The following is a 22,260-nucleotide window of genomic DNA, read 5'->3' as shown; positions in this document are numbered from 1 at the left end:
CTATTATAGCCATAGGAAAAGGGATATCTGGGCTGACGGTAGCCGTTGCCTCGAAAAAAGCTTTGCCTGCGCTCAGGCCGCTTTCTGTGAAGCTTGCACCATCTTCATCGCCGACCCGATCAGCGCAGACACCTCCGTCATGTTGCTCGGCACGATAAGTGTGGTGTTGGAGTCTGCTGCCACCTGGCTGTAGGCTTCCACGGCCTTCTCGGCCACCTTGAGCTGTACAGCCTGTTCGCCACCGGGTTGGCGGATGGCTGAGGCCACACGCTCGATGGCCTGGGCGTTGGCTTCGGCCACGGCCTTGATCGATTCTGCCTCGCCTTGGGCCTTGTTGATGACGGCCTGCTTTTCGCCCTCGGATCGGGCGATGAAGGCCTCGCGTTCGCCGGTGGCGATGTTGATCTGTTCCTGGCGGCGGCCTTCAGAGGCGGCGATCAACGCGCGTTTTTCGCGTTCTGCAGTGATCTGGGCCTGCATCGCGTGCAGGATTTCCTTGGGTGGTGTCAGGTCCTTGATTTCATAGCGCAGCACTTTCACGCCCCAGTTGAGGGCAGCTTCGTCGATGGCCTGTACGACCTGGGCGTTGATGATGTCGCGCTCTTCAAAGGTTTTGTCCAGCTCCAGCTTGCCGATGACCGAGCGCAGCGAGGTCTGCGCCAGTTGCGTCACGGCCATGATGTAGTTGCTGGAGCCGTAGCTGGCGCGCATGGGGTCGGTCACCTGAAAGTACAGGATGCCGTCCACTTGAAGCTGGGTGTTGTCGCGCGTGATGCAAACCTGGCTGGGCACGTCGAGCGGGATTTCCTTGAGGCTGTGTTTGTAGGCGACCTTGTCGACAAAAGGTACCAGGAAGTTCAGTCCCGGTGTGAGCGTGCCTGCGTACTTGCCCAGGCGCTCCTTGACCCAGGCATTTTGCTGGGGCACGACCTTGACGGACCGCGCGATGAAAATGACGGCAATGATGAGAATGACGATGGCAATTTCCATGAGGAGCCTCTTTTTCGTTGTTGATCTGTGAAGGTGAGCGACAGCGGGATTTTTAGAGAGGGTCTACCAGCAGGCGATTGCCCACCAGTTCAGCAACCCGGTGCATGCCCGTGGAGGGGGTGACTCCGGGACGGTGGATGGCTGTCCAGGTGGCACCCCGGTACTTCACGGTGGTGGTGCCATCAGCGTTCCAGCCCTCAATGAGAATGGTTTCGCCCACGTCCATGTTCACACTGCGATCCGCACGGGCAGAGGGATCTCCGGGCCGCTTTTTCTTGAGGTAGTACCAGCCCACCACTGCGCCGCCGCCCACAACAGCCGCTGCCACGATCTGCGCGGTAATTGGCAACCCCAGATGGGCCGCCAGGGCCGCTGCCACCAGTCCAATGGCCACCATGAGCAGATAGAACGTACCGGTGAGCAGCTCTGCAACGACCACAGCCCCCGCTGCGAGCCACCAGATGGTGGATTCCTCCATAGCCAACTCCTTGTTGTGGTTGTGTTTAGTGCACCACATTCTGGGACAAAAGGGTTGCAGTTCAAAGGCGCGTCAAGGTTATTCCTTACACTTCGCGCCTATTTCGTTTTTTGGCCGGGCAGGGCACGGTTGCACGGAGGCTGCGCATGAAGTTTCGCTTTCCCATCATCATCATCGATGAAGACTATCGTTCCGAGAACACCTCGGGCCTCGGTATCCGCGCGCTGGCGCAGGCTATCGAGTCTGAGGGTTTCGAGGTGGTTGGCGTCACCAGCTATGGTGACCTGTCGCAGTTTGCCCAGCAGCAAAGCCGCGCCAGCGCATTCATCTTGTCCATCGACGATGAGGAATTTACGGTGGGTGAGGGGCTGGACCCCATCGTGCTGAGCCTGCGCAACTTCATCGGTGAAGTGCGGCGCAAGAACACCGAAGTGCCCATCTATGTGCACGGCGAGACCAAGACCAGCCGTCACCTGCCCAACGACATCCTGCGCGAGCTGCATGGCTTCATCCACATGTTCGAGGACACCCCCGAATTTGTGGCGCGCCACATCATCCGCGAGGCCAAGAGCTATCTCGAAAGCGTACAGCCTCCATTCTTCAAGGCACTGCTCGACTACGCTGAAGACGGCTCGTACAGCTGGCACTGCCCCGGCCACTCCGGCGGCGTGGCGTTCCTGAAGAGCCCTGTGGGCCAGATGTACCACCAGTTCTACGGCGAGAACATGCTGCGCGCCGACGTGTGCAATGCGGTGGAAGAGCTGGGCCAGCTGCTGGACCACAACGGTGCCATTGGTGAATCGGAGCGCAACGCCGCGCGTATCTTCAATGCCGACCACTGCTTCTTCGTGACCAATGGCACGTCCACATCGAACAAGATGGTGTGGCACCACACGGTGGCGCCGGGCGACGTGGTGGTGGTGGACCGCAACTGCCACAAGTCCATCCTGCACAGCATCATCATGACCGGGGCGATCCCCGTGTTCATGAAGCCCACGCGCAACCATTTCGGCATCATCGGCCCTATCCCGCAAAGCGAGTTCGAGCCAGCGGCCATTCAGGCCAAGATCAAGGCCAACCCGCTGCTCAAGGGCGTGGATGCGAAAAAGGTCAAGCCGCGCGTGCTTACGCTCACGCAGTCCACCTACGACGGCGTGCTCTACAACACCGAGACCATCAAGGGCATGCTCGACGGCTACGTGGACAACCTGCACTTTGACGAGGCCTGGCTGCCACACGCGGCCTTCCACCCGTTTTATGGCAGCTACCACGCCATGGGCAAGAAGCGCACACGCCCCAAGCATTCCGTGACGTACGCGACGCAGTCCATCCACAAGCTGCTGGCCGGCATCAGCCAGGCCAGCCATGTGCTGGTGCAGGATTCGCAGACCACCAAGCTGGATCGCCACCTCTTCAACGAGGCCTACCTGATGCACACCAGCACCAGCCCGCAGTACAGCATCATCGCCAGCTGCGACGTGGCCGCCGCCATGATGGAGCCGCCCGGCGGTACGGCCCTGGTGGAGGAAAGCCTGCTCGAAGCGCTGGACTTTCGCCGTGCCATGCGCCAGGTGGAGCACGACTTTGGCAAGAACGACTGGTGGTTCAAGGTTTGGGGCCCTGAAAAGCTCGTGGACGAAGGCCTGGGCCGCGCCGAGGACTGGATCATCCGCAGCGATGGCAAGGGCAAGAAGAACGCCAGCAAGTGGCACGGCTTCGGCCAGCTGGCCGACGGCTTCAACATGCTGGACCCGATCAAGTCCACCATCGTCACACCGGGCCTGAACCTGGACGGCAAGTTCGACAAGACCGGCATTCCCGCCTCCATCGTTACCAAGTACCTGGCCGAGCACGGCGTGGTGGTCGAGAAGACCGGCCTGTACAGCTTCTTCATCATGTTCACCATCGGCATCACCAAGGGCCGCTGGAACACGCTGCTGACGGCGCTGCAGCAGTTCAAGGACGACTACGAGAAGAACCAGCCCATGTGGCGCATCCTTCCCGAGTTCTGCCAGCAGCACAAACGTTACGAGCGCATGGGCCTGAAGGACCTGTGCCAGCACGTGCATGAGATGTACGCCAAGTACGACATCGCGCGCCTGACGACCGAGATGTACCTGTCGGACCTGACGCCCGCCATGAAGCCCTCGGACGCCTACGCGCACATCGCCCACCGCCAGACCGAGCGCGTGGAGATCGACCACCTGGAAGGCCGCATCACCGTGGGCCTGGTCACGCCCTACCCACCGGGCATTCCGCTCTTGATTCCTGGCGAGGTATTCAACAAGAAGATCGTGGACTACCTTAAGTTCGCCCGCGAGTTTGCCAAGCTGTGCCCGGGCTTTGAGACCGACATCCACGGCCTGGTGGAAGTGGAAGACGAGAACGGCCAGGTGCGCTACTACGCCGACTGCGTGGCAGAGCAAGGCAAGACCGGCAAGAACCCCAAGCCGCTGGCGACCGCCCAGAACCTGGTGCAGGTGGGCGACGACGGCCCGTACGGACGCAACGTGTAAGCACGTCTTCGCGCTGGTGTGTGTGCACCAGCGTCTCAAAAATCGCTCCCCCGGCATGGCTGGCGGAGCGATTTTTTGTGCATTTGAATCCGCTGTTGTGGTGCTGCCGTATTGACTGTCAGCCGCGTGGTTTTCATGCGGTGACGACTGTCTTCACACACCTCTCAGGAGATTCTCATGACCCTTCGATTCAACGCCCGCCTCGCCACCATCGCCTTCACCGCAGCCATGGCCGCTGCCGCAATGCCTGCCATGGCGCAGGTCATGGTGGGCGGTGCGCCCATGCTGGCCAGCAAGGACATCATCGACAACGCCGTGAACTCCAAGGACCACACCACGCTGGTGGCCGCTGTGAAGGCTGCGGGCCTGGTCGAAACGCTCAAGGGCCCCGGTCCCTTCACCGTGTTTGCGCCCACCAATGCGGCATTTGCCGCATTGCCCGCCGGCACGGTGGACACGCTGCTCAAGCCCGAGAGCAAGCCCACCCTGACCAAGGTGCTCACCTACCACGTGGTCGCGGGAAAGTACGACGCTGCTGCGTTGTCCAAGATGATTGCAGACGGCAAAGGCATGGCCAGCCTCAAGACGGTGGCGGGCGGTACGCTCACGGCCAAGGCCAGCGGCAATGCTGTCATGGTGACGGACGAAAAGGGCGGTACGGCGACGGTGACGATTGCCGACGTGTACCAGTCCAACGGAGTGATCCACGTGGTGGACAAGGTCCTGTTGCCTAACTGATTGAGCAACGGATGGGAGGGGCTGCCCGTCCGCTGTGCATGGCCGCCGCATCGCAGGGCCGGGATCGGCCAGGGGTTGCTGTGGCCCCGTCAGCGGACCGGCGGCATATCGTCCCGCACACGCACAAAACTCGCGAAGCGCGGCAGGCCCCCGTCATGGGTACCGCGAAACCGGTACGTCACCCAGCTGCCCACAGGTGGCGGGTCAGCCCGCTGCGCATCGCTGAAACCCGCCCCCAGCCGGAAACGCTGGCCCGAAGGCATTTCCACCAGCAGGGCTCCCATGCGACCGGCGTGGCGGCCCTTGCCAGGCAGGTGGGCGACCACGCGCGCTTCCGTGTCTTCGTGGGTCTTGACCTTGACCAGATCGTCGCTGCGGCCAGACTGGTAGAGCGAGCTGCCCCGGTGCAGCATCAGGCCTTCGCCGCCCGCCCGCACCGTGCGTTGCAACAGGGCCTGCAGGGCAGCATCGTTGTCGATGCGCTTTTGGGGCACCGCCTGGACCCAAGGCTGGTTGATCTGCATCACCAAGGCATTGAGCGACCGCAGCCGTTCGTCAAACATGCCGCCGTGCCGGGGCAGGTCAAACACCATGAAGCGCATCTGGCGCCAGGCCGCCTCATGAGGCTGCTGTTGGCGCGTGGTGGATTGGGCGTGCGCAAAGCGCCCGCGTCCGGCCCACAGCTCTCCGTCCATGGGAGTGGTGGGCCACCCGGCGGTGAACCAGGCGGGGGCCATCACCGTTTCGCCGCCCCGCGTGCGCAGCGTGTGGCCGTCCCAGTAGCCACGCACACCGTCGTATTTTTCGCTGACCCAATAGTCGGCCAGCGGCATGCCGGGCCGGTACACATTGGCCAGCAACAGGGCAGGGGCATCTGCTGCGTGCGTGGGCAGCGCAGTAAAACTCAACCACGCCAGCCAGTGCCTGCGGAGCATTTGCTATCAAATATATAGCTAATAGCGCTTGTTCAATAAGCGCTAGGGCCTGTTTTTGATCTGAATTTTTAACGACAATCAGACCTGGTCTGCGCTCAGGCCCGCCGTCTGGCTGAAGCCGCCGTCCACGTAGGTGATCTCGGCCGTCATGCCCGAGGCCAGGTCCGACAGCAGGAAGGCTGCCACATTGCCCACGTCTTCGATCGTCACGTTGCGGCGCAGGGGCGATGCATCGGCCACGCGGCTCAGCAGTTTGCCAAAGTCCTTGATGCCGCTGGCGGCCAGGGTCTTGATGGGGCCGGCGCTGATGCCGTTGGCGCGGATGCTGCGGCCGTCTTCGGTGCGGCCAACGGCCTCGGCCAGGTAGCGCACGCTGGCTTCCAGACTGGCCTTGGCCAGGCCCATGGTGTTGTAGTTGGGGATGGAGCGCAGCGCGCCCAGGTAGCTCAGCGTCAGCAGCGACGACTTGTCGTTCAGGTAGGGAAGGGCGGCCTTGGCCATGGCGGGAAAGCTGTAGGCGCTGATGTCGTGGGCGATGCGGAAACCCTCGCGCGAAAGGCCTTCGAGGAAATTGCCGGCAATCGCCTCGCGGGGGGCGAAGCCGATGCTGTGCACAAAGCCGTCGAATTGGGGCCAGGTCTGCGACAGCTCGGCAAACATGCGCTCGATCTGCTCGTCGCTGCCCACGTCACAGTCAAAGATCAGCTTGGAGTCGAACTCGGCCGCAAAGTCGGTGATGCGGTCCTTGAAGCGCTCGCCCACGTAGCTGAACGCCAGTTCGGCGCCCTGTGCGTGGCAGGCCTTGGCTATGCCGTAGGCGATGGAGCGGTTGGACAAAACACCCGTGATGAGCAGCTTCTTGCCGGTCAGAAAACCCATGTTCAATCTCCTTTTGGAATGGCGAAATGTCGGCGGGCGGCCTGGCGCATGTGGGTATGCGCGATCTGCAGCGGGGCCCGGCGAACGTAGTGCAGAATTGTCGCATGCGGTTTTGGCTGACTTTTTTGCTGATGGGGTGTGCGGTTCCTGCATGGGCTGCACATGGGTATGCCCTGTGGGGCGAGCCGCGTTATCCCGCCGGGTTTGCGCATTTTGCGTATGTGAACCCAGATGCGCCGAAAGGCGGCGAGCTGCGGCTGGTCAGCAACCTGCGGGTTTCCACCTTCGACAAATACAACCCGTTCACCATCAAGGGCAACGCGCCAGCATATTTGTCGTCGCTGATGTTCGATTCGCTGCTCGCCGGTTCGATGGACGAAACCGCCACCGGTTATGGTCTGCTGGCAGAAGATGTGGAAGTTGCCCCCGATGGTTTGTCCGCCACCTTCCGCCTGCGGCCGGAGGCGCGTTTTCACAACGGCAAGCCCGTGCTGGCGCAGGATGTGAAGCACAGCTACGACACGCTGGTGGGCCCCTTCACATCCCCTGCCTACAAGACGCTGCTGATCGAGGTGGCGGGCGTGGATGTGATCAACGACCGCACCGTGCGTTACCGCTTCAAGCTGCCCAATCGCGAGCTGCCCCTCACCGTGGGTGGCCTGCCGGTGTTCAGCCGCGACTGGGGCGTCGAGAACGGCAAGGCCAAGCCGTTTGACCAGGTGGTGATGGATATTCCCATCGGCAGTGGCCCCTACAAAATCGGCCCGGTGCGTTTTGGCAAGGACATCACCTATGTGCGCGACCCGCAGTACTGGGCGCGCGACCTGAACGTGCGCAAGGGCACGGCCAATTTCGACAACATCCTTGTCAAGATCTACAAGGACAACACTGCGCGGCTGGAGGCCCTCAAGGCGGGCGAGTTTGACCTCATGCGGTTTTTCAGCGCGGGCGACTGGGCCCGACGTGTTACGGGCAAGAAGTTCGATACGGGTGAACTCGTCAAGGGCGAGTTTGTGCACAAGCTCCCCTCGGGTTTTCAGAGCTATGTGCTCAACACCCGCCGGCCTTTGCTGCAGGATGCGCGCGTGCGCGAGGCCCTGGGCCTGGCCATGGACTACGAGTGGATGAACCGCCAGATGTTCTATGGCGCTTACCAGCGGGTGAACGGCCTGTTTGGCAACACGGCGTGCGAAACCAAGGGCAGTCCCTCGCCCGAGGAGCTTGCGCTGATGGAGCCCTACCGCAAGGACATTCCGGCTGCCGCGTTTGGCCCGATGACGGTGCCCCCGCGCACGGATGGCGATTCCTCACTGCGGGCCAACCTGCGGCGGGCGCAGGCTTTGCTCAAGGAAGCGGGCTGGGAGGTGCGCGACGGTGCCCTGCGCAACGCCAAGGGCGAGGCCATGGTGCTCGAATACATGGACAGCAATGAAGGCGGCGTGCGCACCATCACTCCCTGGATGCGCAATCTCGAAAAGATTGGTGTCACCTTGCGGTTTCGGTCAGTGGACTTTGCGCTGTACCAGCAGCGTCTGCAGAAGTTCGACTTCGACATTACCTCGATTGCCTACCAGGGCACCAACAACCCGGGCCAGGAGTTTGCCGACATGTTTGGCAGCCAGGCGGCCGACGTGGAGGATTCCGGCAACTTTGCGGGCGTCAAGAACCCGGCGGTGGACGCGATGATCAAGGCCATGACCTCCGCCAAGACCGAGGCGCAACTGCTTCCCGCCTGCCACGCCCTGGAGCGCATCATTGCGCACAGCCACTACCTCATTCCGCAGTGGACGGCGGGCACACACCGCATGGCCTACAACGCCTGGCGGCTGGCACGGCCGGCCACGGTGCCGCCTTACGCCAGCGGCGAAGGCTGGGTCATCGACACGTGGTGGGCGCGTATTCCTCCCCAGACCGCGCCAGACAAGAAATAGCCATAAGACCGCCCACCCATGTTTGCCTACATTCTCAAACGTGTCTTGCTCATGCTGCCCACGCTGCTGGGCGTGCTCTTGCTGACCTTTGTGGTGATCCAGTTCGTGCCGGGCGGCCCGGTGGAGCAGTACATGGCCGAGGCCAAGGCCGGTGTGGGCGGTGGCGGCGCCGAGGGGGGCGGCCTGAGCTACCGGGGCGCGCAGGGCGTTGACCCCAAACGGCTGGAGCAGATCAAGGCGCTGTACGGCTTTGACAAACCTGCCCATGAGCGCTTCCTGCAGATGCTGGGACAGTTTGCGAGGTTTGATCTGGGCAAGAGCTTTTTCCAGAACAAGGATGTGTGGCAACTGGTGAAGGAGAAACTGCCGGTTTCCATCAGCCTGGGCCTGTGGACTTTTTTCATCAGCTACCTCGTGGCCGTGCCATTGGGCGTGGCCAAGGCGGTGCGCGCCGGGTCACGCTTTGATCTGGTGACCACGCTGCTCATTCTGGTGGGCTATGCCATTCCCGGCTTTGTGCTGGGCGTGGCGCTGCTGGTCATTTTTGGTGGGCAATTGCAATGGTTTCCATTGCGCGGGCTTACTTCAGCCAACTGGGATGAAATGACATGGGGCGCGCGCATCGTGGACTATCTGTGGCACATCACGCTGCCCGTCACGGCCATGGTGCTGGGCAGTTTTGCTGTGACGGCCATGCTGACCAAGAACGCGTTCCTCGAAGAAATCCGAAAGCAGTATGTGCTCACCGCCCGCGCCAAGGGCTTGAGCGAGCGGCAGGTGCTGTGGAAGCATGTGTTCCGCAATGCCCTTATTCCCATCGTCACTGGCTTCCCGGCTGCGTTCATCGGTGCTTTTTTTGCGGGCTCGCTGCTCATCGAAACCCTGTTCTCGCTGGATGGGCTGGGCTTGCTCAGCTATGAGAGTGTGATCCGTCGCGACTACCCGGTGGTGCTGGGCACTTTGTATCTGTTCACACTGATCGGGCTGGTGACCAAGCTGGTGAGCGACCTGTGCTACGTGTGGGTGGACCCGCGCGTCAAATTCGATTGACTGCGATTTTGAGGCGTGAAGATTTGAACATGCGAGACGATTGCATCAACCATTCACCACTGCAAGAGGACGTTCTGTGGAAGGTTTTTCCGTTGTGCGACTCCAGTCAGAAATTTCGCGCTAAATGCAAGAAGCTGGCCCCGCAGCTTGTGGCCTTGGATGAGCAGGTATTTGCTGCCGCCATTGCACGCTGGGTGGTTGTATTAAGTCAATTGAAGCACCCAGAGTTTGCCAAATTCGTCATGCAGGAAGGATTGTGTAGCAACGATCTGGAGTTTCTTAACCTGCGCTGCGCCGTTACTCTCAGGGGGCAGAAGTTTTATGACGCTGTTCGCAGCGGCCAATGGAATTTGGCAACGGAATGCCAACCGGATGTGAGTGTGTGGATTGGGTTGTCCGAGATGGTGCTTGGCGTCCTTTGGGCAGCGTCGTATCAGAGAACGGGCGATGTTTCGCTGTTTGATCGACTGCTCTCAGACGACGACTACCTGAGCTTGTTAGTCACTGACTTCTTCACTCCACCTGGTGGCCCGTTGATTGAGTTCGGACCCGATGAATGGTTGCAACAACTAACAATTGGATGTACCCCTGAAAGAACTACCGCGCTGCTGCACAGGCTTGAGCAATCCATGAGCGATGTAGAGGGATTGCCGTTGCAAATGCCTTCCTGCTCAACACGTGCCCAACACGCAGTGGTTCCACAACTGGGCTGTGTGCGCCATGGTTCCATCATGATCGACCCCCACGGCGAGAAGCGTTGGGTTTATTCAGCAGCCATGCGCAGCACCGGAGAGGTTGAAATCATGACGTTCAGAAGACAGGGGCGTAGCAATGTTGTGCTCACCGCTGCTGGTAAATGGCAATTGGTGTCCGCATGACTGCATCAACTAATGGGCATCCAGACAGGAACGCCGGTTCCGTTTCGCTCTCCCCCTCCCGCCGCGCCTGGCTGCGCTTCAAGCGCAACCGCTTGGGTTACTGGAGCCTGCTGATCTTCTGCGCCCTGGTGCTGGTGAGCCTGTGTGCCGAGCTGGTCAGCAACGACAAGCCGCTCATCGTGCGTTATGAGGGGCAGACCTACTTTCCCATGCTCAAGGACTACTCCGAAAAGACCTTCGGGGGAGACTTCGAAACCCCCACCGATTACCTCGATCCCTTCATCAAGGAGCGCATTACCGCAGGCAGCAACTGGGCGCTGTACACCTTGAACCCCTACGGCCCCAACACGCTGAACTACTTTGCCAAGGCGCCCAACCCGTCGGCCCCCACAGCCGACAACTGGCTGGGCACGGATGACCGGGGGCGCGACCTGCTGGCGCAGCTGCTGTACGGATTTCGTGTGAGTGTGCTGTTTGGTCTGGCACTCACCATCACCGGCGTACTGCTGGGCATGCTCACCGGGGCCATCCAGGGGTTCTTTGGCGGCAAGACCGACCTGGCGTTTCAGCGCTTCATCGAGATCTGGGGCTCCATGCCCGAGCTGTATCTGCTCATCATCTTCAGCGCCGTGTTCGCGCCCAGCATTGCGCTGCTGCTCATCCTGCTGTCGCTGTTTGGCTGGATGGGTTTGTCCGACTATGTGCGCGCCGAGTTCCTGCGCAACCGCCAGCTCGACTATGTGAAGGCTGCCCGGGCCTTGGGGGTGAGCAACAGCCAGATCATCTGGCGCCACATCCTGCCCAACAGCCTGACGCCCGTGGTCACTTTTTTGCCCTTCCGCATGAGTGGCGCCATCCTGGCGCTGACCTCGCTCGACTTCCTGGGCCTGGGGGTGCCGCCGGGCACGCCGTCGCTCGGTGAACTGCTGAACCAGGGCAAGAACAGCATTGACGCGTGGTGGATTTCGCTGTCTACCTTTGCGGTGCTGGTCACCACCCTGTTGCTGCTGACCTTCATGGGCGATGCGCTGCGCGATGCCCTGGACCCCCGAAAGGCCGACCAGTGACCCCTACGGCCATGACCCCTTTGTTGCAGGTTCAGGACCTCCACGTTCGCTTTGGCCCCAAAGAAGTGGTGAGGGGCGTCAACTTCAGCATTGCCGCAGGCGAAAAGCTTGCGTTGGTGGGCGAGTCTGGTTCGGGCAAAACCATCACCGCTTTGAGCCTGCTGCGCCTGGCGGGCAATGCCGCCATCACCGGGCAGGCAACGCTGCAAGGGCGGGGCGACCTGCTGGCGCTGACAGAGCGCGAGATGCGCGGCGTGCGTGGTGGCGACATCGCCATGGTGTTCCAGGAGCCCATGACCGCGCTCAACCCGCTGATGACCATCGGCCTGCAGATTGCCGAAATCCTACAGCTCAAAAAAGGCCTGACCGGCGCCCAGTGCGCGCAGGCTGCCATCGAGCTGCTGGCCCAGACCGGCATCCCCGAGCCTGCACGCCGGGCCAACAGCTTCCCGCACCAACTCTCAGGCGGCCAGCGCCAGCGCGCGATGATTGCCATGGCCCTGGCCAGCAGCCCGAAGCTGCTGCTGGCCGACGAGCCCACCACCGCGCTGGATGTGACCTTGCGCGGCCAGATCCTGGACTTGCTGAGTGATCTGCAGCGCCAGACGGGCATGGCCGTGCTGCTCATCACGCACGACCTAAACCTGGTGCGCCGCTTTGCCGACCGCGTGGCCGTGATGGAGCAGGGCGTGCTGGTAGAGCAGGGCCCCGTCGCCGAGGTGTTTGGTGCACCCCAGCACGCCTACACGCGCCGCCTGATTGCCAGCCAACCCCGCCGCGATGTGGTCGAGTCCGATCCGCCCGCAGGCACTGCCCCGGTGGTGAAGACGCAGGATCTGCGCGTGGTCTACCCCACGCCGCTGCCCGGCATCAAGGGCTGGTTCAAAAAGGGCGAGTTTGTGGCTGTGCAGGGCGCCACGCTGCAATTGCTGCCCGGCCAGACGCTGGGGGTGGTGGGCGAGTCCGGCTCGGGCAAGTCCACGCTGGCGCAGGCCATCCTGGGGCTTTTGCCTTACGCCGGCCAGTTGCAGGTCGGGGGGCAGGCGTGGCAGCAACCAGCCATGCGCAATACCCCCGCCAACCAGCAGCTGCGCCGCCGCGTGCAGGTGGTATTTCAAGACCCGTTTTCGTCGCTGTCCCCGCGCCTCACGGTCGAAGAGATCGTGGGCGAGGGCTTGAAGGTGCACGAGCCCACACTGACCGTGGCCCAGCGCCGCATGCGCGTCGAGGCCGCGCTGGAAGAGGTGGGACTGGCCGAAGCACAGTACCCCCGTCTGCTGGACCGTTATCCGCATGAATTTTCAGGCGGCCAGCGCCAGCGCCTGGCCATCGCCCGGGCTCTCATCGTGCAGCCGCAGGTGCTGGTGCTGGACGAGCCCACCAGCGCCCTGGACGTGACCATCCAGCAGCAGGTGTTGGGCTTGTTGCAGCGGCTGCAAAAAGAAAAGGGCCTGAGCTACCTGCTCATCACCCATGACGTGGATGTGATCCGCGCCATGGCGCACGACGTGGTGGTGATGAAGGACGGCGCGGTGTTGGAAGGTGGCAGCGTGAACGACGTGCTGGATGCACCACAACACCCTTACACCCAGCGCCTGGTGGCGGCGGCCACCGTGCCGGGTATCGGCTGATATTTGAATAGAAATGGCATCAAGGGACCCTCTGCACGAATCACCGCGCCGCGTGCATCTGCGGGCTCGGGCGGTCTGCCGCGTTGCAAATACTCGCAATAGCTGCGGCTATCGCTGCGTTTTGCGCCTTGCAGCCCCTCCCGATCCGCAGCGCACACTTGCCGCTCGATTCGTGCAGAGGATCCCTGGCGCTTATTAGGTAAGCGTGAATAGCTATCAAAAATATAGCGATTTGCGCTTGCTGGTGTTGAAGCTTTTCAGGTCATCACGGCCCGCTTGGCGTGTTGCTCGCTGGCGGCAGGCATCCACAGAATCTTGCGCACATCCACACCCATCGTCTGTGCCCGCTCCATGAGGTGCTCGCGCACATGCCAGGGCAGGGTGGGCGTGCGTGACAAGATCCACAGGTAATCGGTGCTGGAGCCCACCACCATGGCCCACTGGTAGTTTTCATCGAGCGCCACCACGTTGTAGCCGCCGTAAAACGGTCCAAAAAACGACACCTTGAGCGCAGCGCGCGTGGGCTCATCCACAAAGCGCGCCGTGCCCTCGGCCTGCTTCCACTCCTTGCGCACTGGGTCGTAGCCTCGGTTGACCACCTTGATCGTGTCGTCGGCGTTGCGGCTGTAAGTGGCGCTGGTCTGGGTCAGGCCGCGCTCAAAGGCGTGGTCGATGCGTGCCACCTCGTGCCAGTGGCCTGCATAGCGGTCTGCGTCAAACCCCGTAACGGGCTGAATGCCCTCGGGCGCGCGGGGCGTGGAACAGGCCGTGAGCGCCAGCAACGCCATCATTGCGGCAGCGCCGACGATCAGCGGCCAGGGCGAATGGGCACGGGGTGGGGTGTGAATGCGCATGGGGCTTGCTCCTGCTGGGGTTGCTGCCGGGGCTGCCGTTGCACCTGACGTCACCTTATGGCACCTGACGGAATGTGCACTGCGCAGCGGCTGTTCGTGCGATCCACTGTAGGCTCTGCAAGGGGGCCGGTGTGTAGGCGCGCGCTGGCAGCGGCTGTCGGCAGGATGTGCATCGGTGTGGTGGCGCTGCCGTGGTTCCGTACCTATCCAGGCCACCATTCTGGAGCGCTGTCGGAGATGGAGTTGATGGCATTTGCCGCGGCGCACTTCTCGCAATGCGTCCCCCTGAGTGGCCGCATTCAGACAAGAGTGTTGATGGCTTCCACCAGGCCAGGGGTACGACGGCCTTCCGGTACCGGCGCTGTTTTCGTGTTTGCATCCCTGCTTGCCAGGGTCTGCTGGTGCCGGGCGACCTGTTCTTCCTGGCTCTGTCGTGTTATGGCGGCAATCTGTTGCTGCACCATCTGAGCCCGCAAACCAGAGTCCGGCTTGCGGGGGCGGCGATAGACGCTTTTGACACCGGGACTTATTTGGCGGCAGCCTTGGCAGCCTGCGCCTTCTGCGTCTTGGTGTAGACCTCCATCACCGTCGCGAAGTCGCGCTCGAAATTGATGGGCAAAAAGGTGTCATTGCCTGGCAGCAGCTGGCGCAGCTTGGGCGAAAAGCTGTAGCTGTACGAGCACTTCTTCACGCGGGCCTGCAGCTCGGCCGATACGTCCTTGCCCAGCGTCCAGGTCTCGGTCATGAAGGGTGGGCTCTCCCACAGCGTGCGGATGCTGGAGCCCTTCACATCGCCCTTGACCACCATGCGTTGGTACAAATCGCTGGCCACGGCTGCGGCGGGGTAGAAACCGTGCATCACGCCTGTGACCGAGCGCTCGTGGCCGTTGGAGAACACCACCTCGTAGTTCTGGTCCGGCACCAGCCCGATGGCCGGGAACAGCGCGCGCGGCGCCAGGTTGCCGGAGTTGGAGGTGGGTGTGGAGTGGGCAATCTTCTTGCCCACCAGATCCTGCGGCTTGGTGAAAGGGCTGTCCACGCGCGAGATCAGGATCAGTGTGTAGGAATTGCGTTTGCCGCTGGCCTTGTTGCCGGGCACACCAAACGGGGCAGGCTGGCCAGCGCCCACCAATTGGGGCACCAGGCCGGGGTTGACCTGCGCCAGCTGTGCCTTGCCGCTGAGGAGGCTGTCGATCAGTTCCTTTTCGCCCAGCACATCGATGTTGGTGCTCTTCTCCAGCGATTCGCCTTGCAGATTCTGCAGATCAATGTTGCCGCAGCGCGCCAGGTGGTTGAAGTAGTCCCCCCACAGCAGCATGGTTTCGCTTTTGGCATAGGTCTTGGGCATGGCCACCACCAGTTTCTCGCGCGGGCTGCCTGCAAAGCTCGTGGCGGCCGGGGTGGCTGCGGTGGCGCGGGCAGGCGCGGCCCGGTCGGTCTGCGCAGCTACCGGGCCCAGCATCAGCGCGGTGCCAGACAGCAGTGCAAAAAAGCGGGTATCGAATCGCATCGTTGTTTTCCCTCCAATTGTGGTGAAAGCGCGCTCCGCGCGCGGGTCGGCCAGTATGCATGAACGTTTTGTGACAATCAGCGCCTTGGCGACCCTTGCCGGTGGACGTTTTGTCAACCTCGCGCCGCCCCGGCATGGACAAGCCCGCAGGGGACATGCGCGGGCCTGGCCCACACAATTCCAATCCATCGCAATGCCTACCGCTGTGAACAGCGTTTCCCATGTCGCAAAACACCCTGACCTTGCAACTGTTTTTCGAAGATCCGATCAAGCTGAAGCTCGCACAGCTCACGTACCAATACCTGTGCTCAGACAACACGGAACAGGCCCAACGCTGGGCGGACAAGCTGGGGGCCGCCAACCTGGAGTCCCTGTGGGATGCGGAATGGTTCAATGCGTCGGCATCTGCCGCTTCCACGCACCTTCTGCTCCAGTTCGACACGGGTACGAGCGACCCACCACCGCTGCGCCAGCTCGAAGCCCTGTTTGACCAGGGCCTGCGGGCTGCAGTGCTGGAGATCTTCTACGACCAGGTGGGGGAAACCGAGCGCATGCACTTCGACCAGGGCCAGTGGGTGTCGCGCAAGGCATTCATGGACGCCAACCCGCAGTGGCGCGCAGTGGTAGAGCCTGCGCAGCATGGTGGCGAAGTGCAGGGCAACGGCGGCGAGGAGGGGGGTGAGGCCGATGACCCCTATGCCTGCTCCAAAGACCCGGCCAAGCCCCTTGCCGTGGCCAAGCTGCGCCAGCAGGAGGAAAAGCGCATGCGCGAGGCCCGGGAGGCGGCCGAGGCCTTCGTGGAAATGGCGCAGGCCATGGGCAAGAGCGGCAAATCGCCCATGCAGGGCCTCATTGCCGTGCTGCTGCTGCGCGCCGGGCTCAAGGGGCTGGTGCATGCGGTGGCATTCACGGTGGTCACCGTGTTGCTGTTCAAAGGCTTTTGGCTGTGGATGGGCCTGGGGCTGGTTCTGGCCGTGGCGCTGCCGCTGTACTACATGGCCACCGAACACAAGGAGCTGCGCGGGGACGACGGAGACGATGACGCCGACCAGCCTGGCGACGACGGCCCCGCCACGGTGATGGCACCCCAGTAAAAGAATTTCCGGAGAACAACAACATGCTGACGCAAATCGAATGGTGGGGTGGGGTGATCTTTATGCTGGGGGCGCTGACCTACCGCATGGTCATGGGGGCGCTGGAAAGGCCGGCGGACGGTTTTCCCTGGTACAGGCTCATGATGCACGTGTTCTTTCTGGCCCCGGCCGCGCTGCTGGCGGGTTATTTCTATCCGCTCACGCAGCCCGCGCTGCAATACGGCTACCTGGCGCTGCTGGCCATCTCGCTGCTGGTGGTGGCAGTGATGCTGGTGCAGGAGATGACCGGCGATTCGGGCGAGGGCAAAGAAGAGGAGCGCAGCAAGGAGCCCTTGAAGGAGGGCGCGACAGCCAAGGCCGACGATACCGAGGAGTACGAAGAGCCCGGCTGGTTGATGTCGGTGGTCGGCGCCATGGTGCTGTACAGCCCGGTACTCACGGCCTGTGGCCTCGCCAGCTACAAGGCCTGGCCCATGGTGCAGCGCCTGGCGTAGCGCATCCGCAGTGCGCAGTGGGATGGCAGCGGTCTGGCAAGGCTGACAATGCCTGCCCACCATCCCCATGTTTTTCGCTGCCCTTGGTTTTGGCTCGGTGTACCAGCCTTTGTTAGTCCACAACTCCATGTCCCCCCATTCCTTTGCCGATCTTCTGTCGGTCTACATGCGCCGCATCCGCGCCAGCGCCTCCGGCGTGGCCACCGAGATCGGCCTGAGCCGTGAGGCGGTGAACAACTGGCGCAACGGCATCTCGGTGCCCAACCCGCGCTCGCGCGACAAGCTGGTGGCCTGCACCCGCTACCTGCGCCTCACTGAAAGCGAGGCCAACCGCCTGCTCAGCGCCGCCGGGTTTGCACCAGAATTTCCCCTGCAGGCCGAATCCACCGGCGCGCAGCCGTTCGCCGCGTTCCAGGACAAGGTGTTTGCGCAACTGGCCCAGGCGGTGCCATACCCCATCTCGCTGCTGCTGTCGCCCGCGCACTGGGGCCAGCCGCCGTTCCGGCACGAGCTGCTGCAGCGAGCCCGCGCGCAGTACGGCGAAGGCTCGGTGCTGCACATCCAGCCGCCCTACAGCGTGAGCACCGTGCCCGCCGAATACTTCGCCGCCATCGGCCGCCAATGTGGCCTGGGCGATGTGGCGTCGGACTACGAGTTTGAATCCGCGCTGGAGCGCCGCCTGATGGCGGGTGAGCGCATCTTCTGCCTGGTCAGCCGCTTTGAGCAGGGAACGCCCGCACTGCGCGAAACCCTGGCGGGCATCTTGCGCAGCCTGAGCGAGATGCACAGCGGCCGCCTGCACCTGCTGCTGTGCGGCGGGCAGGCTCTGGCCGACCTCAAATACCGCAGTGGCGATCTCTCCCTGCTCAACATTGCGCAGGTCCACCACTGGCCCGACCCGTCGCTGGACGACCTCACGCAACTGGCCCGCCACCGCTGGCCCGAGCACACCTGGACCGAGCCCGTGGTGGCCGACTTGCAGGCGCTCAGCGGCGGCCATCCCGCGTTGTTTGAAGAAGGGTTGCAGTGGCTGGTAGACCAAGGGGTGGGTGATGGTCATGCATCGTCTGCTGCGTTGCGCACCCACCTGACCAGCAGCCCGCGCCTGTGGCAAACCTTTTTGCCGCTGGCCCAGGCGCCCGCCACGCGCACGCGCTTGCAGCAGCTGCTGCAGGCCGACGATCTGGGCCGCGCGCGGCCCTATCTGCAGGACGACGAACTGCGCAGCCTGTTCTGGGGCAACCTCATCCACGTGCGCGGCACGGGCGATGCGGCGCGGCTGCACTGGCGCTGCGCCACCATCCGCGATGCAGGCTTGATGGTGCTGGACGCATGCTCGAACGCTTGAGCCCCTTTTTCTCCAGGGCCGTGGTGCGTGCCGTGGTCATTGCGGTGGTCACGCTGTTCGTGGCCAGCGCGCTGTTCACGCCGCAGCTCAACCCGGTCACGCGGGGCTCGTTCCTGGCGTCGGTCAATGTAGGCCCGGTGTGGGGCGAGCTGGTGCAGTGGCGCGTCGCCATGATCGAGGCGCGCAACGAGCTGGATGGCTGGCCCAAGGACATCCACCAATACGCACCGCGCATTGCCAACCCGCAGCTGCGCGTAACGTCTCCGCGCCCCAACGTGCTGCAGGCCGACATCGCCCACAACCCCGAGCTGGGCAAGCTGGCGGGCACCCAGGTGGTGGTGGAGCTCAAACCCGGCACCCACACCTGGACGTGCCGCCCCGGCAACCCACCCATTCCACCGGGCTACCTGCCCATCAACTGCCTGGAAGGCAGCTCCGACGACTTCGAGCCCGTCAAACCCACACCCGACGCAGACCCGTTCGGCTGGCTGCGCTCGCTCATCCTGTGGTGCGGCGTGATCTTTGCCGCAGGCGCCGTGGTATGGGTGGTGCGCCACCCCATGATCGGCGCCGGGCAGCTGCGGCCCGCGCGCCTGCGCCGCACCCCGCTGGCGCGGCTGCCTCAGATCGACCGGCTGCTGCGCTGGCTGCGGCGGCTGGAACCCACGCTGCTGGCTGCCGACATTCGCATGGTGGACTGGCGCCGCGCCGTGGCCTGCGCCCAGGCCACGGGCGGCGAGCGCGCCCCGGCATTGGCCCGCGCGCTGGCCGAGCGCGTGTCGGCCCGCTGCCAGCCCAGCACGGGTTGGGCGCTGCCCGGCCAGGTGTTCGAGTGGCAGTTTCCGCCCGACCTGCCCGTGTCGCTGGACCGTTGTTTGGTGTTTGTGCCCACCCCCGGCATCGACGAAGCCACCGTGCTGCGCCAGCTGCGTGCCACGCAGACGGGCAGCGATGTGCTGCTCATTCTGAGCGAGCACAGCGTGGATACCCCCTGGCCGCTGCTGCGCGCCCATGCCGACGACCGCGCCAATCTGCATGTGATGGTGGACAGCGCCAGCCAGACCGAATGGCTGATCGGCGGCGAGGCGCTGCAAGCGCTGCTGCGCCAACTGGCCGCGCAGCTGCGCATCACCCGCATCTCGCCGTACCAGACGCGCGGCGGCGTCACGCGCGAAGGCGCCTTCTTCGGCCGCGCCCAGCTGCTGGCGCGTGTCATCAACCGCGAGCCCGCCAACTACCTGGTGGTGGGTGGGCGCCAGCTCGGCAAAAGTAGCCTGCTCAAGGCCGTGCAGCGCCGCATGGCGGGCCATCCGCACACTGTGTGCCATTACGTCTCGCTGCGCGATCACCGCCTGGCGCCGCGCATGGCGCTGCAGTTTGGCCTGCCGGCCGACACGCCGCTTGAAGCCATCGTGGACCATCTGCAGGCGCAGTACCAGGGCAAGCGCCTGGTGCTGCTGATCGACGAGGCCGACCTGTTCTTCCGCGATGAATCGGCCAACGGCTACGTGCAGCTGTCCACCCTGCGCGCGCTCAGCGAAGAGGGGCGCTGCTGGTTCATGCTGGCGGGCTTTTGGGACCTGTATGCCACGGCCGTGCTCGACTACCAAAGCCCTCTGCGCAACTTTGGCGAGGTGCTGGCCATTGGCGGCCTGGAGCGCGCCGCTTGCCGCGAACTGGCCACCGAGCCACTGCGCAAGCTGCGCCTGGGCTTTGACAACGAAAAACTGGTGGATCGCCTCATCGATGCCAGCGGCCAGCGTGCCAACCTGGTGGCCATCCTGTGCCAGGAATGCCTGGAGGCGCTGTTGCCCGGCGAACGTGTCATCGAAGCCCGCCACCTCACCCAGGCCCTGGCCTCGCAAGCCGTGCAAGACGCCTTGGCCGGCTGGGGCCGCCTGAGCCACGACGAAGCCGCCTGCCGCCTCGACCGCATCGTGGTCTACCACACAGCCCAGGCCGGGCAGTCCAGCCTGGTCACCCTGGCCCAACTGCTGCAAAGCCACGGCATTGCGGGCGATGCGCAGGCCCTGCGCCAGTCACTGGCACGCCTGCAGCTGGCCTATGTGCTGCGCAAACACGAGGGCGGCGAATACCGCTTTGCCATCCCGCTGCTGCAGGACCAGTTTGAACCGGCGGAGGTGGAGTTGCTGCTGCACCAAGAGCTGGCGGTGCTGGGTCGCGGGTGAGCATGAAGCCGAGGAAGCCTCTGCACGAATCACCGCGCCGTGTACATCTGCGGATCGGGCGGTCTGCGTCGCAAGCAAATGTTCGCAATAGCTACGGCTATTGCTGCGCTTTGCGCCTGGCAGCCCATCCCTATGCGCAGCGCACCAGTGCCGCTCGATTCCTGCAGAGGCTCCTGGGGTAGTTTCCGCTGGCGGGTTGAACCCCAGCGGCAGCCCCTACACTGCGGCCATCTGATCCCCCCAGGCCGCGAGGGCTTGGACTTCTACAGGAGGTTTGGACAATGCCCATCCAGCTCGATCACCTGATGGTGCCCGCCCGCGACAAACTGGCCGCCGCCCGGCTGCTGGCCGAACTGCTCGGAGTGCCCTGGTCCAAAACCGGCGTGGGGCCGTTTTCCCCTGTGTTCGTGAACGATGGTTTCACCATCGACTTCGACGAATGGCCCGAGCCCATTCCGCGCATCCACTACTGCTTTCGCGTGAGCGATGCGGAGTTCAACGCCATCCTCGCGCGCATCCAGGCGGCGGGCATCCCGTACCGCAGCGCGGTGCACGGCCCCGTGGACAGCCAGGTGGACACAGCCCACGGTGGCCGCATCGTGTACTGGAACGAGCCCGATGGGCACCAGTGGGAGATGCTGACCGTGAGCTATGCGCGCGCAGCCGCCACCTAGGCGGCTGGATTTCAAGCAAATTTGGCCGCCAGCGCTTGTTGCATAAGCGCTGATAGCTATCAAATTTGTACGTTTTGCCGCCTGTGAATCATGGCCGCTGCGCCATCACCAGCGCATACAGCGCCTGCGCCGCCACCGACAAGCTCTCGTCCCGCCGCCGCACCAGGTAAATCTGCCGCGTCAGCCCCGGCAGCGACAGCGGCCGCGTGACCAGCCCCGGCTGCTCGAAGTGGAACAGCGTGAGCGCAGGCACCACGCTGATGCCCAGGCCCGCGCGCACCATGCCCATCACGGTGGCGAGCTGCTCCACCTCCATCAGCGTGTGCATGGCCTGCGGGTGCAGGGCGGCCTCCAGGTACTGGCGTACGCTGCTGGTGCGCGCCAGGTGGATGAAGGGCCAGGCGGCCAGGTCCTGCGCGGTGATCGCCTTGCGGCGGCGCGCCAGCGGGTGGTCGGCTGGGCACACCAGGTAAAAGTTGTCGCTGCAAAACGGCTCGGCCTGCAGCGCGGGCGTGTCGGCGCGGATGGCGGCCAGTGCAAAGTCGGCATGGCCGCTGGCCACGCGGTCGATGCAGGGCTCGGACAGCACGTCGGCAATGTCGATCTCGATGCCCGGGTGTGCCGCGCGGTACTGTGCCAGCACACCCGGCAGCCAGCCTGCGGCCAGTGACGGCAGCAGCGCCACCGCCACACGCCCGCGCTGCAGTGTGGCGGCACTGCGCACGGAGGCCAGGGCGCTGGTGATTTCGGCGCGGATGCGGCGGGCGGATTCCAGAAAGTTCTTCCCCTCGGGCGTGAGGTCCACATGGCGCGTGCTGCGGTCGAACAGCCGCAGACCCAGGTCGTCCTCCAGCGCGCGGATGAGGGCGCTGAACGCGGGCTGCGACAAATGGCACAACGTGGCGGCGCGCGTGAAGCTGCGCTGCTCGGCCAGGGCGAGGAAGGCGTCGAGCTGGCGGCTGGAGAGGTGGGGGGCGCTCATGCGGGGGGGGGGTGTGATTCAT

At 63.6% G+C, this 22,260-nt stretch carries 19 protein-coding genes; 12 read left to right on the top strand and 7 right to left on the bottom strand.

All coding sequences use genetic code 11. From position 1 onward, the window contains the following. Positions 1–72: 72 nt before the first annotated feature. Together ACODS0_RS12130 and ACODS0_RS12125 are read right to left on the bottom strand one after the other, a co-directional pair. On the bottom strand, positions 73–990 hold the full coding sequence (locus ACODS0_RS12130) for an SPFH domain-containing protein (protein WP_055401799.1): 918 nt from the start codon (positions 988–990) through the stop codon (positions 73–75). 52 nt (positions 991–1,042) lie between these two features. After that, positions 1,043–1,468: an NfeD family protein gene (locus ACODS0_RS12125; protein ID WP_176885629.1), complete on the bottom strand. Its 426-nt coding sequence runs from the start codon at positions 1,466–1,468 to the stop codon at positions 1,043–1,045. 146 nt (positions 1,469–1,614) lie between these two features. On the opposite strand from ACODS0_RS12125, the gene ACODS0_RS12120 reads away from it, so the two are divergent. Further along, positions 1,615–3,984 carry an arginine/lysine/ornithine decarboxylase gene (locus ACODS0_RS12120; protein ID WP_176885630.1) on the top strand — a complete coding sequence of 790 codons (2,370 nt, stop codon included), beginning with the start codon at positions 1,615–1,617 and terminating at the stop codon, positions 3,982–3,984. Positions 3,985–4,161: 177 nt separating this feature from the next. After that, positions 4,162–4,722, top strand: coding sequence for a fasciclin domain-containing protein (locus ACODS0_RS12115; protein ID WP_121419720.1), 561 nt, complete (start codon positions 4,162–4,164; stop codon positions 4,720–4,722). Positions 4,723–4,811: 89 nt separating this feature from the next. On the opposite strand, the gene ACODS0_RS12110 is transcribed toward ACODS0_RS12115, so the two are convergent. Together ACODS0_RS12110 and fabI are read right to left on the bottom strand one after the other, a co-directional pair. Then, positions 4,812–5,657: a DNA ligase gene (locus tag ACODS0_RS12110; RefSeq protein WP_488835177.1), complete on the bottom strand. Its 846-nt coding sequence runs from the start codon at positions 5,655–5,657 to the stop codon at positions 4,812–4,814. A 78-nt stretch (positions 5,658–5,735) separates the two neighbouring features. After that, the gene (gene fabI, locus ACODS0_RS12105) at positions 5,736–6,536 is read right to left on the bottom strand and encodes an enoyl-ACP reductase FabI (protein WP_055401808.1); all 801 of its coding nucleotides are present in this window, start codon (positions 6,534–6,536) and stop codon (positions 5,736–5,738) included. Positions 6,537–6,640: 104 nt separating this feature from the next. On the opposite strand from fabI, the gene ACODS0_RS12100 reads away from it, so the two are divergent. Genes ACODS0_RS12100 through ACODS0_RS12080 form a run of 5 tightly spaced genes read left to right on the top strand, consistent with a single transcriptional unit; the run spans position 6,641 to position 13,093 of the window. Then, positions 6,641–8,467, top strand: coding sequence for an extracellular solute-binding protein (locus tag ACODS0_RS12100; RefSeq protein ID WP_121422674.1), 1,827 nt, complete (start codon positions 6,641–6,643; stop codon positions 8,465–8,467). Between the two features lie 18 nt (positions 8,468–8,485). Next, on the top strand, positions 8,486–9,517 hold the full coding sequence (locus ACODS0_RS12095) for a microcin C ABC transporter permease YejB (protein WP_055401810.1): 1,032 nt from the start codon (positions 8,486–8,488) through the stop codon (positions 9,515–9,517). After that, the gene (locus ACODS0_RS12090; protein WP_488835440.1) at positions 9,514–10,395 is read left to right on the top strand and encodes a hypothetical protein; all 882 of its coding nucleotides are present in this window, start codon (positions 9,514–9,516) and stop codon (positions 10,393–10,395) included. Before ACODS0_RS12095 ends, ACODS0_RS12090 begins: the two co-directional genes overlap by 4 nt. Continuing rightward, positions 10,392–11,462 carry an ABC transporter permease gene (locus ACODS0_RS12085; RefSeq protein WP_436129995.1) on the top strand — a complete coding sequence of 357 codons (1,071 nt, stop codon included), beginning with the start codon at positions 10,392–10,394 and terminating at the stop codon, positions 11,460–11,462. The genes ACODS0_RS12090 and ACODS0_RS12085 overlap by 4 nt, the downstream gene beginning before the upstream one ends. A gap of 11 nt (positions 11,463–11,473) precedes the next feature. Beyond that, positions 11,474–13,093, top strand: a complete 1,620-nt coding sequence (locus ACODS0_RS12080; protein ID WP_488835173.1) for an ABC transporter ATP-binding protein — start codon at positions 11,474–11,476, stop codon at positions 13,091–13,093. A 257-nt stretch (positions 13,094–13,350) separates the two neighbouring features. Here the strand turns inward: ACODS0_RS12080 and ACODS0_RS12075 are convergent, their stop codons facing one another. Together ACODS0_RS12075 and ACODS0_RS12070 are read right to left on the bottom strand one after the other, a co-directional pair. Beyond that, positions 13,351–13,947 (bottom strand): lipocalin family protein, encoded by a 597-nt coding sequence (locus ACODS0_RS12075; protein WP_121506751.1) that lies wholly within the window; start codon positions 13,945–13,947, stop codon positions 13,351–13,353. Between the two features lie 526 nt (positions 13,948–14,473). After that, positions 14,474–15,457, bottom strand: a complete 984-nt coding sequence (locus tag ACODS0_RS12070; RefSeq protein WP_488835171.1) for a PhnD/SsuA/transferrin family substrate-binding protein — start codon at positions 15,455–15,457, stop codon at positions 14,474–14,476. Positions 15,458–15,678: 221 nt separating this feature from the next. On the opposite strand from ACODS0_RS12070, the gene ACODS0_RS12065 reads away from it, so the two are divergent. The 5 genes from ACODS0_RS12065 (at position 15,679) to ACODS0_RS12045 (ending at position 21,256) form a co-directional block, all read left to right on the top strand. Beyond that, the gene (locus ACODS0_RS12065; RefSeq protein WP_488835169.1) at positions 15,679–16,551 is read left to right on the top strand and encodes a hypothetical protein; all 873 of its coding nucleotides are present in this window, start codon (positions 15,679–15,681) and stop codon (positions 16,549–16,551) included. A 23-nt stretch (positions 16,552–16,574) separates the two neighbouring features. Next, entirely contained in the window at positions 16,575–17,045 is a 471-nt protein-coding gene (locus ACODS0_RS12060; RefSeq protein ID WP_488835167.1) for a hypothetical protein, read from the top strand. Between the two features lie 127 nt (positions 17,046–17,172). Further along, positions 17,173–18,393, top strand: coding sequence for a hypothetical protein (locus ACODS0_RS12055; RefSeq protein ID WP_488835165.1), 1,221 nt, complete (start codon positions 17,173–17,175; stop codon positions 18,391–18,393). Further along, complete coding sequence (locus tag ACODS0_RS12050) at positions 18,378–20,582, top strand: ATP-binding protein (protein ID WP_488835163.1); 2,205 nt, start codon at positions 18,378–18,380, stop codon at positions 20,580–20,582. The genes ACODS0_RS12055 and ACODS0_RS12050 overlap by 16 nt, the downstream gene beginning before the upstream one ends. 281 nt (positions 20,583–20,863) lie before the next feature. Continuing rightward, positions 20,864–21,256 carry a VOC family protein gene (locus ACODS0_RS12045; RefSeq protein ID WP_218299508.1) on the top strand — a complete coding sequence of 131 codons (393 nt, stop codon included), beginning with the start codon at positions 20,864–20,866 and terminating at the stop codon, positions 21,254–21,256. 88 nt (positions 21,257–21,344) lie between these two features. On the opposite strand, the gene ACODS0_RS12040 is transcribed toward ACODS0_RS12045, so the two are convergent. Further along, on the bottom strand, positions 21,345–22,238 hold the full coding sequence (locus ACODS0_RS12040; protein ID WP_488835160.1) for a LysR family transcriptional regulator: 894 nt from the start codon (positions 22,236–22,238) through the stop codon (positions 21,345–21,347). Positions 22,239–22,260: the final 22 nt, after the last annotated feature.

The sequence above is a fragment of the Acidovorax sp. FG60 genome (assembly GCF_057808995.1).
The sequence above is the reverse complement of the archived record's forward strand: the minus strand, read 5'-3'. Positions and strand labels throughout refer to the sequence as shown.

Excerpts from the sequence above, each read along its gene's own strand:
- ACODS0_RS12130 (WP_055401799.1), bottom strand. The coding sequence starts at position 990 with ATGGAAATTGCCATCGTCATTCTCATCATTGCCGTCATTTTCATCGCG.
- ACODS0_RS12125 (WP_176885629.1), bottom strand. The coding sequence starts at position 1,468 with ATGGAGGAATCCACCATCTGGTGGCTCGCAGCGGGGGCTGTGGTCGTT.
- ACODS0_RS12120 (WP_176885630.1), top strand. The coding sequence starts at position 1,615 with ATGAAGTTTCGCTTTCCCATCATCATCATCGATGAAGACTATCGTTCC.
- ACODS0_RS12115 (WP_121419720.1), top strand. The coding sequence starts at position 4,162 with ATGACCCTTCGATTCAACGCCCGCCTCGCCACCATCGCCTTCACCGCA.
- ACODS0_RS12110 (WP_488835177.1), bottom strand. The coding sequence starts at position 5,657 with ATGCTCCGCAGGCACTGGCTGGCGTGGTTGAGTTTTACTGCGCTGCCC.
- fabI (WP_055401808.1), bottom strand. The coding sequence starts at position 6,536 with ATGGGTTTTCTGACCGGCAAGAAGCTGCTCATCACGGGTGTTTTGTCC.
- ACODS0_RS12100 (WP_121422674.1), top strand. The coding sequence starts at position 6,641 with ATGCGGTTTTGGCTGACTTTTTTGCTGATGGGGTGTGCGGTTCCTGCA.
- ACODS0_RS12095 (WP_055401810.1), top strand. The coding sequence starts at position 8,486 with ATGTTTGCCTACATTCTCAAACGTGTCTTGCTCATGCTGCCCACGCTG.
- ACODS0_RS12085 (WP_436129995.1), top strand. The coding sequence starts at position 10,392 with ATGACTGCATCAACTAATGGGCATCCAGACAGGAACGCCGGTTCCGTT.
- ACODS0_RS12080 (WP_488835173.1), top strand. The coding sequence starts at position 11,474 with ATGACCCCTTTGTTGCAGGTTCAGGACCTCCACGTTCGCTTTGGCCCC.
- ACODS0_RS12075 (WP_121506751.1), bottom strand. The coding sequence starts at position 13,947 with ATGCGCATTCACACCCCACCCCGTGCCCATTCGCCCTGGCCGCTGATC.
- ACODS0_RS12070 (WP_488835171.1), bottom strand. The coding sequence starts at position 15,457 with ATGCGATTCGATACCCGCTTTTTTGCACTGCTGTCTGGCACCGCGCTG.
- ACODS0_RS12065 (WP_488835169.1), top strand. The coding sequence starts at position 15,679 with ATGTCGCAAAACACCCTGACCTTGCAACTGTTTTTCGAAGATCCGATC.
- ACODS0_RS12060 (WP_488835167.1), top strand. The coding sequence starts at position 16,575 with ATGCTGACGCAAATCGAATGGTGGGGTGGGGTGATCTTTATGCTGGGG.
- ACODS0_RS12055 (WP_488835165.1), top strand. The coding sequence starts at position 17,173 with ATGTCCCCCCATTCCTTTGCCGATCTTCTGTCGGTCTACATGCGCCGC.
- ACODS0_RS12050 (WP_488835163.1), top strand. The coding sequence starts at position 18,378 with ATGCTCGAACGCTTGAGCCCCTTTTTCTCCAGGGCCGTGGTGCGTGCC.
- ACODS0_RS12045 (WP_218299508.1), top strand. The coding sequence starts at position 20,864 with ATGCCCATCCAGCTCGATCACCTGATGGTGCCCGCCCGCGACAAACTG.
- ACODS0_RS12040 (WP_488835160.1), bottom strand. The coding sequence starts at position 22,238 with ATGAGCGCCCCCCACCTCTCCAGCCGCCAGCTCGACGCCTTCCTCGCC.